Annotated in this window: 9 protein-coding genes; 4 read left to right on the top strand and 5 right to left on the bottom strand. The window is 32.5% G+C overall.

Going from position 1 to position 16,553, the window contains the following annotated elements:
• The first annotated feature begins 75 nt into the window (after positions 1-75).
• From LY08_RS11785 to LY08_RS11775, 3 genes are all read left to right on the top strand, one after another.
• Positions 76-1,893, top strand: coding sequence for a TonB-dependent receptor plug domain-containing protein (locus LY08_RS11785; protein WP_111660648.1), 1,818 nt, complete (start codon positions 76-78; stop codon positions 1,891-1,893).
• Between the two features lie 68 nt (positions 1,894-1,961).
• Positions 1,962-2,828: a cupin-like domain-containing protein gene (locus tag LY08_RS11780; RefSeq protein ID WP_111660647.1), complete on the top strand. Its 867-nt coding sequence runs from the start codon at positions 1,962-1,964 to the stop codon at positions 2,826-2,828.
• Between the two features lie 13 nt (positions 2,829-2,841).
• Positions 2,842-3,333 carry a DUF6646 family protein gene (locus LY08_RS11775; RefSeq protein WP_111660646.1) on the top strand — a complete coding sequence of 164 codons (492 nt, stop codon included), beginning with the start codon at positions 2,842-2,844 and terminating at the stop codon, positions 3,331-3,333.
• A gap of 61 nt (positions 3,334-3,394) precedes the next feature.
• On the opposite strand, the gene LY08_RS11770 is transcribed toward LY08_RS11775, so the two are convergent.
• Entirely contained in the window at positions 3,395-3,871 is a 477-nt protein-coding gene (locus tag LY08_RS11770; protein WP_111660645.1) for a regulatory protein RecX, read from the bottom strand.
• Between the two features lie 44 nt (positions 3,872-3,915).
• On the opposite strand from LY08_RS11770, the gene LY08_RS11765 reads away from it, so the two are divergent.
• Complete coding sequence (locus tag LY08_RS11765) at positions 3,916-9,342, top strand: choice-of-anchor D domain-containing protein (protein ID WP_111660644.1); 5,427 nt, start codon at positions 3,916-3,918, stop codon at positions 9,340-9,342.
• A 54-nt stretch (positions 9,343-9,396) separates the two neighbouring features.
• Here LY08_RS11765 and LY08_RS11760 read toward each other — a convergent pair whose 3' ends face one another.
• From LY08_RS11760 to gdhA, 4 genes are all read right to left on the bottom strand, one after another.
• Positions 9,397-11,826, bottom strand: coding sequence for a TonB-dependent receptor (locus LY08_RS11760; protein WP_111660643.1), 2,430 nt, complete (start codon positions 11,824-11,826; stop codon positions 9,397-9,399).
• A complete protein-coding gene (gene recO, locus LY08_RS11755) occupies positions 11,810-12,532 on the bottom strand; it encodes a DNA repair protein RecO (protein WP_111660642.1) in 723 nt (240 codons plus the stop codon). Before recO ends, LY08_RS11760 begins: the two co-directional genes overlap by 17 nt.
• Positions 12,532-14,913 (bottom strand): type IX secretion system anionic LPS delivery protein PorZ, encoded by a 2,382-nt coding sequence (porZ, locus tag LY08_RS11750; protein ID WP_111660641.1) that lies wholly within the window; start codon positions 14,911-14,913, stop codon positions 12,532-12,534. The genes recO and porZ overlap by 1 nt, the downstream gene beginning before the upstream one ends.
• A 124-nt stretch (positions 14,914-15,037) precedes the next feature.
• Positions 15,038-16,381 (bottom strand): NADP-specific glutamate dehydrogenase, encoded by a 1,344-nt coding sequence (gdhA, locus tag LY08_RS11745; RefSeq protein WP_111660640.1) that lies wholly within the window; start codon positions 16,379-16,381, stop codon positions 15,038-15,040.
• Positions 16,382-16,553 lie beyond the last annotated feature (172 nt).

Here is a 16,553-nt window from a genome sequence, read left to right as displayed (position 1 = left end):
TTTAAAACTGGACTATTTTAGTGATCCGGAAAGTTACGAATTTTGCAGCGTTAAAAAACACCAATACTTTTAATTATGAAATTAACATCTTTATTTATTATTCTAGCTCTATTTAGTGTATTGTCACAAGCTCAAGACTTACAGCAACAACAATTAGACTCTGTAATAATTACGTCTTCCAGAATAGACCTTCCTTTTAAAGAAAACTCTAGAACCATTACAGTTATTTCGTCCTCAGACATTAAAAATAGTGCAGCCACCAACGTTGCGGATTTATTGCAACAGGTAGCAGGAGTGGATATTAGACGTCGTGGAACTGCTGGTAGTCAAGCCGATTTACATATTAGAGGTGGTGGTTTTGACCAAACTTTATTGTTAATTGATGGAATTAAAATGGACGATGCACAAACAGGTCACCACACAATGAATGCTGCATTACCAATTGAAGTTATAGAACGTATCGAGATTATAAAAGGTCCTGCTGCACGTGTGTTTGGACAAAATGCGTTTACTGGAGCTATTAATATAGTGACTAAAAAATCGTTAACAAATACAGTCTCTGCAAATGTAGAAACAGGCTCTTTTAATCAATTAAACGGGTCTGTTACGGTTGGAACAGAATTAGACAATTCTTCACATATAGTTCATGTTGGTAAATTGACTTCTGAGGGTTATCGCAATAATTCAGATTACGATAATTCTAACTACTTTTTAAAAAGTACCTTTAATAAAAACGCGCAACCTATTGAGCTAATTGCAACGTTCTTTGACCGTAAATTTGGTGCAGAAAATTTTTATACCACCAACCCTACTTTTAATGAATACGAAGAAACCCAAAACAGTTTAATAGGGTTTACAACCACTTTTAATACCGCAAAATTTAAAATAAAACCACGCGTGTATTGGAAGCGTAATCAAGATCTATTTTTATTAAGACGTGACGACCCTTCGTTTTTTAGAAACTTTCATATTACAGATAAAATGGGTGCTGAAGTTAACGCCTCTTACACTTCTAATGCTGGAGTAACTGGTTTTGGAGTTGACATATCTAAAATATATTTAAGAAGTAACAATCTTGGTAATCGTAATCGTTTTATGACTAACCTGTTTTTAGAGCATCAATTTAAATTGTTAGATGATAAATTAGACATTACTCCAGGTATTGCTGTTACTTATTTTTCAGATTTTAAATTTCATGCTTTTCCTGGATTAGACTTAGGATATCAAATAACTAAAAATTTAAAAGTCTACGGAAACATTGGCTATACTTACAGAATACCAACTTATACAGATTTATTTTACAATGATTTTAGAACTGCTGGTAATGCCAATTTAGAACCAGAAGAAGCATTTGCACAAGAACTTGGTATTAAATATAATGCTAATAGCTTTTCTGCTTCCATTGCTTTATTTAACAGAGATGCTAAAAACTTAATTGATTATTTAAGACCAAACACAACAGAAACTATTTATACTGCAACTAATATAACTGAAGTAAACACTAAAGGTTTTGAATTTGACACCTCATATAGTTTTAAGATTAATAATTTTAATCAAACCTTAGCAGTTGGTTATGCTTTTTTAGAAGATGATATAGTCGATCAAAACAAAGAGCTATCTCGTTATTCTTTAAATACATTAAAACACCACTTTACAACTCGTTTTAGTACACAATTGTTTAATAATGTTAGACAAAATATTGTTTACAAACACGCAGAGCGTACTACAGGACAAAGCTATAATGTTTGGGATGCTTCTTTGATTGTAAAATTAAAACAAGCAGAATTTACGGTAACTGCAAGTAATATTTTTGACGCAGATTATATTGAGACTGGCTTTACACCAATGCCTCCTAGTAATGTGCTATTTGGGATGCGTTATAACTTTAACTAAAGTGTAACATAATATTTAATACAACATTTGGTCATGTTTTATTAACTTTGGCGTTTAAATTTTGACCTTTGAAATTAAATCTTCAGGACATACCCAGAGTTAAAACTATAACTAAACAGGACTTTCTTAAACAGTATTTTAAGCCTCAAAAACCTGTAGTTATTGAGCAGTTTATATCAGATTGGCCAGCCTATTCTAAATGGAATTTGGACTACATAAAAGATATAGCTGGAGATAAGACAGTCCCTTTGTATGACGATAGACCAGTAGATTACAAAGACGGATTTAACGAGCCTCATGCAACTATGAAAATGAGCGAGTATGTAGATTTGCTTAAACGCGAGCCTACTAAGTATAGAATATTTTTATGGAATATTTTAAAAGAAGTCCCGCAATTACAAAAAGACTTTACTTTTCCAGATTTTGGTTTACGTTTAATGAAAGGCTTGCCCATGTTGTTTTTTGGAGGTCGCGACAGCTATACCTTTATGCATTATGATATAGATTTAGCTAATATTTTTCATTTTCATTTTGAAGGCGAAAAACAAATTATACTATTCGATCAAAAACAAAACAAACACTTATACAAAGTTCCACACGCTTTAATCACTCGCGAAGATATAGACTTTTCTAATCCAGATTTTAGCAAGTGGCCAGCCTTGCAAAACGCCAAAGGGTGGCAATGTCAATTAAACCATGGTGAAGTGTTGTACATGCCAGAAGGCTATTGGCATTACATGAAATATGTGACTCCTGGTTTTTCAATGAGTTTACGAGCTATTGCGCGAAACCCAAAAAATTTAGGTAAAGCTATTTACAATGTATTTATAATGCGTAATTTTGACAACTTAATGCGACGCATTAAAGGACAACAATGGATAGATTGGAAAAACCAAAAAGCCATTACAAATACAAACAATTATTTAAAAAACTAATAAAACAAATAAGATGAAAAACATATTATTAGCTATCACACTTTTAGTAAGTACAATTGCGACAGCTCAATCTTTTGAAGGTAAAGGCGACCAAAAATTTCAAATTGGTGCTAATATCCAAGATAACGTTAATGGTATTACCTTAAGTTACGACTATGGTTTAGGAGAAAACATCTCTATAGGTGTGGTTACAGGTTATGCGCTAAACTTAAACAATGGATTGACTGCAGATTTCTCTGACCGTTTTGAGCTTGAAGGACGTTTTAATGCCAACTTAGGTAGTGTATTAAATATAGATAACAATTTTGACCTTTACCCTGGGATTAGCCTAAGTACTAAAAACTTTGGTGGACATTTAGGAATGCGTTATTTTTTCTCTAGCGGATTTGGAATTTTCTCAGAATTTGGAACCACTTTTGCCAAATATAATTCTGATGCGTTAACAGCTGCAGAAAAAATTCATAATCAATTTACAGTTAATTTTGGAGCTGTGTTTAATTTATAAAGCAATAATTATTAACTAGATACAAACCTTTCAGTTTTACAATTGAAAGGTTTTTTTATGCTTATTTAATTAGTTGATTTGCTTTTTCGTAGACCAATTGGCTCTCCCAACCTCTGTATAATAAATAGTCAATTAGTTTCTTTTTTTTCTTGTATTTGTCGGTCTCTTTTAACGAAATAGCCTTTTTTTCGGCTAAATCATTAAAAACGTCGATATACTCATCATCATCTATTTCTGTAAGTGCTTGGTTTACATTAAATTTGGAGATGTCCTTTCGTTTTAGTTCAAGAGCGATTCGACGTTTACCCCATTTTTTAATTCTGAACTTACCTCTAGTATATGTTTTGGCAAAACGTTCTTCGTTAAGAAAGTTGTGTTCCAAAAGATGAACTATAATAATATCTGAAGCCTCAGGTATCATATTCATGCTTTTTAGCTTTTGTCTCACCTCTTGGTGACAGCGTTCTTGATAAGCACAATAGTGTTCCAACTTTTTAGTTGCTTCTTCTATTGTATAGGACTCTTGTTTTTGATACATAACTCAAAAATAAGCTATTTAACAACATTTAAAAACGCCCTATTATGAAACATATAAAATTACTTTTAATTGTATTTATTACCACAATTGGATTAAGTTATGGTCAAGGATCTGAAACTTTCAATAACTCTAATGCTACTGGCACATATGGAGATAATAGTTTTGTAGGTGATAACGGAGTAACTTGGACTTATATAGCATCAAGAAATGAATCTACCTACGGAATTAACGGAAATGGTTTAATGCTAAGAAGAGCATCAGATAACAGTAGAGTTACTTCATCTTCTGTTACAGGTGGAATAGGTAATTTTACTTGCAGTTTAAGGAAAGCATTTACTGGTGCTGGTAATAGACAAGTTGAATTATTTGTAAATGGTGTGTCGCAAGGAACTTCTATTGCTTGGGATAATACAAATGTTCAAACATTTACAGTAAATGGTATCAATATTACGGGAAATGTAACTATTGAAATTAGAAACATAACGGAGAGGCAAGTAATTGTTGATGACATTTCATGGACAGCAGGCTCCACAGCAACTTTAACTTATTATAATTTACAGTTCCCAGTATCTGGAACTATACAATTAGCAGAAAATTACGATGTTTATGCACAAGCTTTTGAAGGTGGTGTAACACCCGGAGCTGGTCCAGGAACAGGTATTGAATCATGGATAGGTTACAGCACTACAGACGCAACAACTACAGCAGATTTCAACAATGCTTCTTGGACATGGGTAACAGCTCCTTATTTTGGAGAAGGTAGTGGTGCAAATGCTAACAATGATGAATATAGATTAGACTTAGGTGCTCAAATCCCTGCTACAGGTACTTATTATTATGTAAGTCGTTTCAGATATCAAGGTGGTCCTTTTACTTATGGAGGTATTTCTGGAGCTGGAGCTGGTAATGCTTGGGATGGTTCTGTATTTAATTCGGGGGTTTTAACAATTAATGCTCACATTTTAGATTTTGTTAATTTGCAATCTCCTGCAACAGGAAGTATTACAACAGGTGGTAATTTTGAAGCTTACGCACAAGTTTACGAACCAGGAGTTACAGATACTCCAGCTTCTCAAGGAGCAAATATTGAAGCTTGGATAGGTTATAGTACAACAGATGCAACATCTACTGCAGATTTTACGACAACATCTTGGACTTGGGTACCTGCAAATTACAACCCGTCTTGTGGTTCTAATTGTGGTACACCTGAGAATAACGATGAATATTTTGTTGAATTTGCTTCTGGGCTAACAGCTGGGACCTATTACTATGCTAGCCGATTTAGAATAGATAATGATGTGTTTTATTATGGTGGATACGATTCTGGTGGTGGTGACGGTTTCTGGGATGGAACAAATGATATTAGTGGTGTATTAACAATAACAGACCCTCCTGTAGCAGATGTTGTAATAACTGAGATTATGTATAATTCTCCTACACCTGGCACTGATTATGAATGGATAGAAATTTGTAATCTAAATAGTACTGCAGAAGATGTTAGTAATTATATTATTGATGTTAATGGCTCCACAGAATTTACTTTTCCTCCAAGTACAGTCATCCCTGCCAACTCCTGTGTAACAGTTCTTCTTGGTCTAGGAACCTCATCACCTGAGTGTCCATTTACACCAGATTATGGAAGTCCTTCAGGAACAAATAATCTTCCTAACTCAAGTGCTACTATATCACTTATAGAGCCTATAGCTTTAAATGATGCTGATAGTGTTTTTTATGATAGTGGTGATGGTGCAGATGGTAATGGTTCTACTTTACACGTAGTGGACGCAACCTCTGACAATTCCAACACTTTAACTAATTGGCAAGAAGTACTAACAGGCGGTTCGCCCGGATCTAACTCTTTAGTATCTCCATGTACTGTACCAGAACTGCAATTAGTAGACGATTCTAACACAGACCAAAATTGTGGTTACACCATAAATTTTGGATCACAAGCTACTGGTTTTACAACTAATATTACTTTTGATATTGATAATGATGGTACCTTAAATTTAGATATTTCATCATTAGTGTTAAGTGGTGCAAATTCTGGAGAATTTTCAATAGTATCTCCTGCTGCTCCATTTACAGTAACTCCAGGAAATACTCAAACTGTAACCCTTCAGTTTGCACCAACAACTATAGGAACAAAAAATGCAACTTTAACCATTAATAATAATGATGCAGATGAAGGAGCTTGTACAGTTTTACTTGAAGGTATTGGTACAACTCCAGAGCAAGAAATTAATATTGAGGGAGACGTAGGTGCTTTTCCTGATATTGCAAATGGAGACACGACACCAAGTAGTTTAGACAACACCCTATTTGCTGCTCAAAATATTGGAAACTCTCAAGCCAAATCATTTAGAATTCAAAATGTTGGAACAGCAGATTTAAACGTTTCTGGAATTACTATTGGAGGAACTAATCCTGGTGATTTTACACTTTCTGTAAATCCTTCGCCAGCAACTATTACTCCAATGCAAAATCCACCTGCTATTTTTGAAATTACATTTTCACCCTTAGCTTCAGGAACAAGAACAGCCATTATCTCTGTTGCAAGTAATGATGCAGACGAAAACCCATATACTTTTATGGTACAAGGAGATGGATTATGTAATGCTGGAAGTATTTCAATTTTACCAACATCAGGACCAGACAATACAATTGTAACCGTTACAGGTACTAATTTAACAACTGCTACTGCAACAGTTAGTGGAATACCTGCAACTGTAAATAATGTATCTGCTACAACAATGGAAGTAACTATTCCTACAGGAGCCACTTCTGGAAATATTGAAGTAACAGACGATTTAGGATGTCCAGCTTCAGCACCATTTACTGTTATTAGAAATTCTGGTAGTTGCGGAAACCCTAGTGGTTTAATGATGACAGAAGTTTATGATGAAAATACTGGTTCTAGAGGTTATATAGAATTATACAATGCAACTGGAGCAACCATAGACTTAACAGACTACCGTATTGACCGTTATGGAGATTTAACAACTACAATATCTTCACATAGTTATAATTTTCCAGCAACTGGTATTGGAAGTAGTATTGCAGATGGTGAGGTTTTAGTTGGGATGGTTAATTCTGGTGGAACAGGTATTGAGGATTTTGCTTTTGGAGGTTCTACTTCTGGTTTCAATGCAGACGATCGTTTAGAATTAGTACAAATATCTACCTCAACAGTAATTGATGATTTTCATGATGAAACAGTAGGTGGCACTGGATTTGTTTATAGAAGAAATACTAATGTATCAGACCCTAACCCTAATTTTGATTCAACAGAATGGACAACAGCAACACAAGGAGACATTAGTGATTTAGGAAACTACACGATATTAACTAATGCGCCAACTATAACATCTCAACCGGTTTCTGTAACTGGATGTAATATCGTATCCTTTTCTGTTTCGGCATCACCTGGAAATGGTGGAACATTAACTTATCAATGGTTATATAATGATGGTGTTACAGATGGATGGTCTAATGTTACAAGTGGCACATTCTCTCCTGGAGCTGCATCTGGCGAAACAACAGACACTTTAACTATTAGTGGTTTTGACACTAGTAATTATCAGTTTTACTGCCAAGTAATAGAAGATGGATTATGTATAACTGCAAGTAATGCAGTTAGAGGAACAATATCTACTACAACTTGGGATGGTGTTTCTTGGAGTAACGGATTACCTACTGTGTCTACACAGGCAATTATAAGTGCCAACTACGATACAAACACAGCAGGTCAACCAAGTTTTACTGCATGTAGCTTAGTTATTAATCCAAGTTTTAATTTAACTATTGCAGAAAACACTTATGTAGAAGTTTATTATAATGTTATAAATAATGGACGAATCTTTATTCAAGACAAAGGGTCTTTTGTACAAGTAGATAATGCAGCAACTTATGACGATTCTGGAAGTAGCTTTTTCACTACAAATAATACTGCACAAGTTACCAAAACAACAGGTATTATAAATAATTGGTATGAATATACATATTGGAGTAGTCCTGTGTCAAATGAAACTGTAGAAGATGCTCTTTTTACATCTAATCCAGATAGACGATTTGTGTTTAATGCAGCTAATTTTGAAGATTCAACTTACGAAACTAATAATGACAATACTGCAACACCTTACTTAGCTGGTGACATCTTAGATGATATAGATGATAATGCTGATGATTGGAGTTATGCTTCTGGGCTAATGATACCAGGTGTTGGTTATGCTGCTACGTTATCTACAACATCTTTTAGTATAGGTGGTGGATCAGGAAATAATTTTGGACACATTTTTGAAGGGACTTTAAATAATGGATTAATTAACGTTCCAGTATTTAGAAACGATGCTAGCAATGCTTCTAGTCCAGTACCTGATAATAACTGGAATTTTATAGGTAACCCTTACCCTTCAGCTATTGATGTAGATTTATTTTTTACTGAAAATGTTTGGACTTCAACAAATACAACTGCTACCTTAGATGGGACTATTTATTTATGGTCGCAAAATACTGCGCCAAGTGCAACAACTAATGGTAATGAAGGACTTAATTTTTCTGATGATTATGCTATTATTAATGGTGCTGGAGAAATTGCAGGTGGTGACGGAATTACACCAAATAGATATATCCCTTCAGGACAAGGATTTTTTGTAAAATTTGTAGACACTGATCTTAGAGCTTCTTCAACCGGAACGGTTGTCTTTAATAACGATATGCGTGTTAGAGATAACAATACCCAATTTTTTAGAAATAGTAATAACACAACAATTGAAAAACTTAGATTAAACTTAACTTCTGACACAGGTTTATTTAGTCAAACACTTGTAGCTTATAGCGACCAAGCAACCCATGGTTATGATGGAGGATATTTTGACGCTGCAAAAACATCTACATTAAATGCACCTGTTAAATTTGGATCTTCAATTAATAGCAATTCAAACATCTTTGCTATTCAAGGAAGAGATTTAAATCTTTTAGATACTAATGAAGTTGTTCCTTTAGCTTTCTCAACGTCTGTAAATAATCCAACAATTTATAACATTTCAATAGAGTCTGTACAAGGAGATTTCTTAACCAATAATACTGTTTATTTAAAAGATAATTTATTATCGACAATTCATGATTTATCAAGCTCTGATTATTCTTTTACTTCTGAAGTGGGAGAGTTTAATTATCGTTTTGAGGTAGTCTTTAATAATTCAAGTTTAGGAACAAATGATTATGTGTTATACAAGAATAATTTATCAATAATTGAATTAGAGAATAATGAGGTATTATTTACAACTGGTAGTGATTTAACTATTAAGTCTGTTCAAATATTTGATGCTTTAGGGCGATTATTATACAACTTAAAAGGATATAATAGTAGCGAAACTTACAATCTATCAAACTTATCTCAAGCAGCTTATGTAGCTAAAGTAGAATTAAGTAATGGACAAGTAATTAGTAAGAAAGCTATTAAAAAATAGAGTTTCAACTTTTATAAAATTAAAAAGCCTCAATATTAAATTGAGGCTTTTTTTTTATAAAGTATATTTTAAAGAAATAATAAGGTTTCTACCTGGTGCAGCAATACCAGACGAATACGTTTTATAACGTTGATCTGTTATATTTTCTAAAGCAGCAGTTATCACTACATCTTCTCCTACTTGGTATTGTGTTCTAAGATTTAACGTATACCATGAAGGAGAATATGGATTACCATTATCATCTAATGCATAGATATAATCTTTTTCAGCTTCAGAAGGTGCTAACTGATTAAAAGATAATGCGTTATTATAGTTAACAAATCCATCTATTTTAAAACTGTTTTTTTGCCATACTACATGTGTGTTACCAAAATTAGGTACAACGTGTCTTACTGGCACTTCAATACCATCTGTTTCTTCAGTACCACCTATAATATTATACTGAGAGGTTAATTTTAAATGTTCAGACACATTTACTAAAGCTCCAATTTCAAATCCATAAATCCAAGATTTTGAAGCGTTTTGTATGGATTGCACGTTACTTAATTCGCCATCATACATAATTTGTGTCTCTCCGTTTAACGTGCCATTACGTCTTACTAAAGCATTGTCTAAATAGGTATAATAGGTTGCCATATCAAAAACTACTACTTTGTCAAAATCTAGCTTTAACCCTAACTCTCCACTATAGGCATATTCAGGATCTAAATTATCATTAGGCACTACTACAGAACCAGGTTCTGAATCAAAAACCTTACCTAAATCATCAATATTTGGTGCTCTAAAAGCTGAAGACAAATTAAACTTCCACTGTAAAGTTTGATTTGGTGACCAAGTCATTCCAGCTGTACCAGTTAACGCTTTAGCAGTATTGTTTGATTCTGAAAAAGGGAGATTTAAAAACTGATTGTTTTCTGTAAAATCTGCTTTTTGATTAATGATATTATATCTTAAACCAGATTGTAATACAAGTTTACTGTTAGGCTTATACTTATAACTTGCATATACTGCACTACTTTGCCAAGTTGCACCATCAGGGTATCTAGATACTGTTTGTTGTGTAGTATTAGTTTCAATATTTTCAGTAAACCCTACAGATCCTACTTTATTATATACATATTCAAAACCATAAAACAAATAAGACTTATTACTTAGGCTTTTTTCAAAATCGATATTAAATGATAAAGCATCAACAGATTCTGCTCTTACATTTCTTTCAACCTCTTGAAAATCTCTATCCATTCTGCTTTCCTGAAAATTTTGATATGCTAAAGTGGTTTTAATGTTGTCATAAAATGTAGCATTACTACTTCGTTTAGTTACACTTACATTGGACATAAACCATTTTTGTGGGCCATAATTCCACTCTGCAGATCGTAGATTTTCGCCTCTATAACGTATTAATCTATCGTATCTAGGATAATCTGAAGTTGCTGTGTAAAATACACCTAAATCAATATCTAAATCTTCCTCAGCTTTATAACTAACTTTTTGCATCAAATTAATTTGACTATAACCAGTATATTTTTGGATTTTAGGGTTATTATTTTCAATTATTACATCTTCATTATTAACTGTTGTTACAAATTCTGGTCTTAAATAATCTGTAGGACCATAACGTCCCATTCTTAAATCATTAAAATTTGTATAACTCGCATTAGTTAAAAACGCCCATTTTTTTAGACCAAAATTTAAATCTATATGTGCTGTTTTTTCTTGACTTGCAGTTGCATATCTTACTAAAACATTACTTTTAAGATGTAACGTATCCGAAAAAGAAAACTCTGGTTTTTTAGTATAAAAACTCATCACTCCACCAATAGCATCGCTACCATAAATTATAGAACCTGCACCTAATGTAACTTCTGTGTTTTGTATAGATAAAGGATCTATTGAAATTACATTTTGAAGATTACCACCTCTAAAAATAGCATTATTCATACGTACACCATCTACTGTGATAAGCAATCTATTGGTTGAAAACCCTCTTATCATTGGGCTTCCGCCACCCAATTGACTTTTTTGAATATACACCTGACCTGTACCTTCTAATAAATCTGCACTAGTTTGTGGGTTATTAAAAGTGACATCTTTTGCACTTATGGTGGCTATTGTTTTTGGAATATCTTTTTTTCTTTGGCCAAAATTAGAAACCGAAATTACAATTTCGTCCAAACCTTGTTGACTAGAAATTAAAAAAATGACATTGTTATCTATATTACTTTTTTTAATCTGTTTTGTTTGATGCGAAATATGCTGAAAATAGATTATTTCTGTTCCAGCAAACTGATCTACATTAGCTTCTCCATTAATATCTGTAATTGCGCTTTTATTTTGCTCTTTATTGTAAATAGCAACACCTACTATTGGCTCGTTAGTAGTTTTGTTTAGCACTTTAATATTTTGTGAAGTTGCTGTAAAAACAACAGAAAACAATAAGCAAAAGCTTAAAAAGAACTTTATTTTTTTAATTAAAAACGTCATTAAGGATTTGTAAAGATTTTGGTTTTTTAAAGTTGCCCAAATGTAATTCAAAATACACTAAAATTAGAGCCAAAAATGATTGTCTTTGTTTTGCTGAAATTTTAATACTATGTAAATCATCAAATGTTATGCCTAAGAGCTGTTTTAGTAGTGTTAAATTTTCTCCAGTTACGCAATATTTAGAGGTGCTTTCTTGCTGGAACTCGCCATCAACTAAATTAAAATAAGCAGCGGATTGTATCTGAGACTGATCAGGGTAAAACCCTAAATATTTGGTCAACTCTAATAAAAACAATAAATGAAAATTAGAAAATTTATCGTTTGTATCTAACCATTGTAGTGTGGTTTGTAAATAACTATATAATGCGTCATTTTGCTCTTCTTCTTGTAAAGCTTGAGCCAATATTTCTGCTAGAAACATAACAACTGCACTTTTTAAAATATGAGTGTGTAATGTAGTATATAAAAACTCTGTTTTTATATCTTTTATATACTGTAAAGAACGGGTTGGTTTATAATCTGTATTTAACTGAAGTTGAGATAACGGTTGGAAGTAAACCCCTTTTTTATTACTTTTTTTAGATGCTAAAATTCCTTTTAACAAATAACTAACTACACCTTGTTTTTGGGTATAACATTTAACAATAAGGTCGTTATCTTTATATCTTAATTTTGTAAGTACAATTGCATTTGTAGTGGTTATCATTATCTAACTACCATTACTTTTAGCACCTTAGTTTCAAAGGTATCTAAATCGTTTAGCATAATTAAGTACACGCCAGAAGCGACTATGTTTCCACCTAAATTTTTGCCATTCCATAAAGCAGTCCCTCCATCTATTTCCAGATTATAACCTTTAAATCTAGAATTGGTTCTAGACTCTGCTTCTGCTACTAAGTTTCCTTCAATATCAACTATTTTAATATTTACATTATCTGAAATGTCTCTAATTTTAACTTTTTCTGATACAATATCAAATCCTGGTCTTACTGGGTTAGGAAACACAAAAGCATTCTGTAAATTATCTTTAGGTTTTGATGAATCTGATTTAAATGACACTAATCCTTTTTCTGTAGCGATGTAGATAATTCCGTTTACATTATCAATGTCTACATCTAAAATATCGTTAGTTGGTAAAGGTGAATTATCTGTTGTAAAATGAAATATAGTTTCTTGTCCATCTGAAGAAAAATAATACAATCCTGTATCTAGAGTAGCTATCCATTTATTATTAGCTCCATCAACCTCTATATCTGTTATATACTGCTGAAACAGTAACTCTCTAGCTATACCATCGTCTAGAACAACAATGTTATCTACTTCTCCTGTTCCATTCATAAACTCTTGAGTATTATAAATGACTCTTAAGCCTTTATCAGTTCCTAACCAGAGTTGTCCGTTTTTGTCTAATGCCATACCCCTAACATTATTTGCTGGCATGTCATTTTCTTCTCCAGCTATATTCTGAAAAATATAATTACCTCCGTTTTCGTTAAAACCAACTATCCCATAATTGTAAGAGCCCAAAAATATGTTATCATTTTCATCTACTATTATATTAGAAAAACCATTATTACTAGTTGCAGGATTAATTAATTCTAAAAAATCAAAAGAGGTCCATTGTCCATCCTTAAATCTATTTAAAGGCGCTTCGTATCTACTATTCATAACCCAAAGACTCCCATCACTATCATAAGTTGAAGCATGTACAAAATGATTAAGACCAAAAAACGGAATTAAAGTACTATTTGTACCATCATAAACTATAGTTGCCTCATTGTTATCTACCTCTAAAAGACCACCTACAGAAGAACTTATGTAAGCTAGGTTAGGGTTATTAGGATTTATTGATATATGAGATAGAGACCAAGGATAAGCTGCTAGTGGTTGTATAGAATCATATGGTATATTTTGCCATGCTTCATCAAAATAATGACTCACTCCAGTCCTTCTAAAAACCTCACCAGAATATGGGTTGTAGTCTATACTATAACCTCCATGTACTCCATATATATGCCCACCCAATGTATTAACTTTAAAAAACTTATTTAACAATGGACTGTCTGGATGTATTTCTTCAAATATAGAAGTATCTAAAGCATTGGTTTTTAATATTCCAAATCCTCTTTTCCCATCAATTGTTACACCAAAAGTTCCGACAAAAATATCATCAAACTCATCTACTGTTGCACATGTGTATTTTACATCATATAATTCTGTGTTAACTACTTGAGCAATTGTTGTAAAACCAACAGGATTATAAACATAAGCTTCTCTTTCTGTTGTAACTATTACCTTACCATTATCTACTCTAATGTCATTTACAAAATCTTGATACGTCGCTTTTAATTGAAGCGTATTATTGACATATTCATAAACTGTCTTATTTGATCTAGCAATAAATAAACTTTGATTAATTGCTACTATACCTACCCAATTTCCTGCTAAAAATTGATCCCATTCTTGATAATCTATAAGGTTAGGGTTACTTAATAATCCTCTTTTGACACCATTTGGAGTGGACGCATAAATATAATCGTCTAAAATAGTTGATTGCGTAATATTAATTTGAGACCCATTTGGTCCAATAAAATAAGTATCTCCAAATTCTAATCTGTCTATATTATAAATAGAAATTCCATAATCTGTAGAAATATACAAGGTATACTCTACGATATTTAAATGATTAATTCTTTTGTTATTTGGTGCTATAGTTGGTTTTTCAATTATATCTACAACAGATAATATAGATTGTTCTGCTTCGTCATAAATTTGAATTAAACCATTTTCAAAACCCATAAAAATTAAACCAAGCTCTTCTTGATAACTAACAGTAGTAAGGGTTTCTCCTGACAAACCATTAATTGTAGAAAGGGTTTCTATTTGGTTTGTGTTTTTATCGTAAATAAAGATGGCGTTTTCTGCTGCACAAAAAATCTTTGTGGTTCCTTGATAAATATCTCTGACATCTAAATAAGAAAAGTGCCCAGTCCAAGCATCAGAAAAGTCTTGAGCCAAGACTTTAATTGAAGATGAAAAACTAAGAATTAAAATTAGTATTTTAAGTATATCTTTTTTGATGCGCATCTTTTTTAGTAAACTAATAAAACTCAAAAATACCACAATTTATTGTATTGAAATAACACTATAAAACACAAATCCCTCAACTAAATAAATTAGTTGAGGGATTATTATTGTTTATTAAAAAGTTTTATACCACTCCTTGAGCTAACATAGCATCTGCCACTTTTACAAATCCTGCTACATTTGCACCTTTAACGTAATCTACAGTACCATCTTTTTGTTTACCGTATTGTACACAAGAAGCATGAATATCATTCATAATTTGGTTAAGTTTAGCATCAACCTCTTCTCTTGTCCAGTTATAACGTAATGAATTTTGACTCATTTCTAATCCAGACGTTGCAACACCTCCAGCATTAGATGCTTTTCCTGGAGAAAATAACACTTTAGATTTTTGAAATACTTCAATAGCTTCAGGCGTAGTTGGCATATTAGCCCCTTCTGCAACTGCTATAACGTTATTTTTAACTAAAGCTTCAGCTTCTTCTTTATTTAATTCGTTTTGTGTTGCACAAGGCATTGCAATATCGCAATTAACACTCCAAGGTCTTTCTCCTTTATGGAAGGTAGCAGAAGTATACTTATCTGTGTATTCGCTAATTCTTCCTCGTTTAACATTTTTAAGCTCCATAATAAAGGCCAGCTTTTCTGCATCTATTCCGTCTTTATCGTAGATAAATCCAGAAGAATCAGACATAGTAACCACTTTACCTCCTAATTGTGTTGCTTTTTCGCAAGCATATTGTGCTACATTTCCAGAACCAGAAATTACTACTGTTTTTCCTTCAAAAGAATCGTCTTTTGTTGCTAACATATTCTTTGCAAAATAGACGCAGCCATATCCAGTAGCTTCAGGTCTAATTAAAGATCCTCCGTACGATAAACCTTTACCTGTTAATACTCCTGTAAATTCATTTTTTAAACGTTTGTATTGTCCAAACATGTATCCAATTTCACGTCCTCCAACTCCTATATCACCTGCTGGCACATCTGTATTAGCACCTATATGTCTAAATAATTCAGTCATAAAAGATTGGCAAAAACGCATAACCTCGTTATCACTCTTTCCTTTAGGATCAAAGTCACTTCCTCCTTTTCCTCCACCCATTGGTAGAGTAGTCAATGAGTTTTTAAATACTTGCTCAAATCCTAAAAACTTTAAAATACTTAAGTTTACAGATGGATGAAAACGTAAACCACCTTTGTAAGGTCCTATAGCAGAATTAAATTCTACTCTAAACGCTCTATTTACCTGAGTGTTTCCATTGTCATCAATCCATGGTACTCTAAAAATGATAGTGCGTTCTGGTTCTACCATACGCTCTAACAACATTTTCCCCTGATATTTAGGGTTTTCTTCTATAAACGGAATTACGGTTTCTGCAACTTCGTGTACTGCTTGCAAAAACTCTGGTTCGTTACCATTTTTTTGCTTTACTAAATCTAAAAAAGCTTCAATTTTATCTTTCATTTATGTAAATAATTACGATACTGTTATACAATCCATAAAAATGTAAGGCAAAGATACATTATCTTTAATTCTACACCTACTTTTTTTTAAATTTCGCAATCGTTATAGTAATTTTATCTAACTAGAAAAAAATCATTTAATCACTGCATTTTATCTGTAAAATTTGTATGTT

It is taken from the genome of Olleya aquimaris (genome assembly GCF_003259525.1).
Classification (GTDB): Bacteria; Bacteroidota; Bacteroidia; order Flavobacteriales; family Flavobacteriaceae; genus Olleya; species Olleya aquimaris.
Note: the sequence above shows the minus strand (reverse complement) of the source record. Positions and strands in the feature narration are given on the sequence as shown.

Coding starts and splice junctions, on each gene's coding strand:
- recO (WP_111660642.1), bottom strand. CDS start 12,532: ATGATAACCACTACAAATGCAATTGTACTTACAAAATTAAGATATAAA.
- LY08_RS11765 (WP_111660644.1), top strand. CDS start 3,916: ATGAAACATATAAAATTACTTTTAATTGTATTTATTACCACAATTGGA.
- LY08_RS11760 (WP_111660643.1), bottom strand. CDS start 11,826: ATGACGTTTTTAATTAAAAAAATAAAGTTCTTTTTAAGCTTTTGCTTA.
- porZ (WP_111660641.1), bottom strand. CDS start 14,913: ATGCGCATCAAAAAAGATATACTTAAAATACTAATTTTAATTCTTAGT.
- gdhA (WP_111660640.1), bottom strand. CDS start 16,381: ATGAAAGATAAAATTGAAGCTTTTTTAGATTTAGTAAAGCAAAAAAAT.
- LY08_RS11770 (WP_111660645.1), bottom strand. CDS start 3,871: ATGTATCAAAAACAAGAGTCCTATACAATAGAAGAAGCAACTAAAAAG.
- LY08_RS11775 (WP_111660646.1), top strand. CDS start 2,842: ATGAAAAACATATTATTAGCTATCACACTTTTAGTAAGTACAATTGCG.
- LY08_RS11785 (WP_111660648.1), top strand. CDS start 76: ATGAAATTAACATCTTTATTTATTATTCTAGCTCTATTTAGTGTATTG.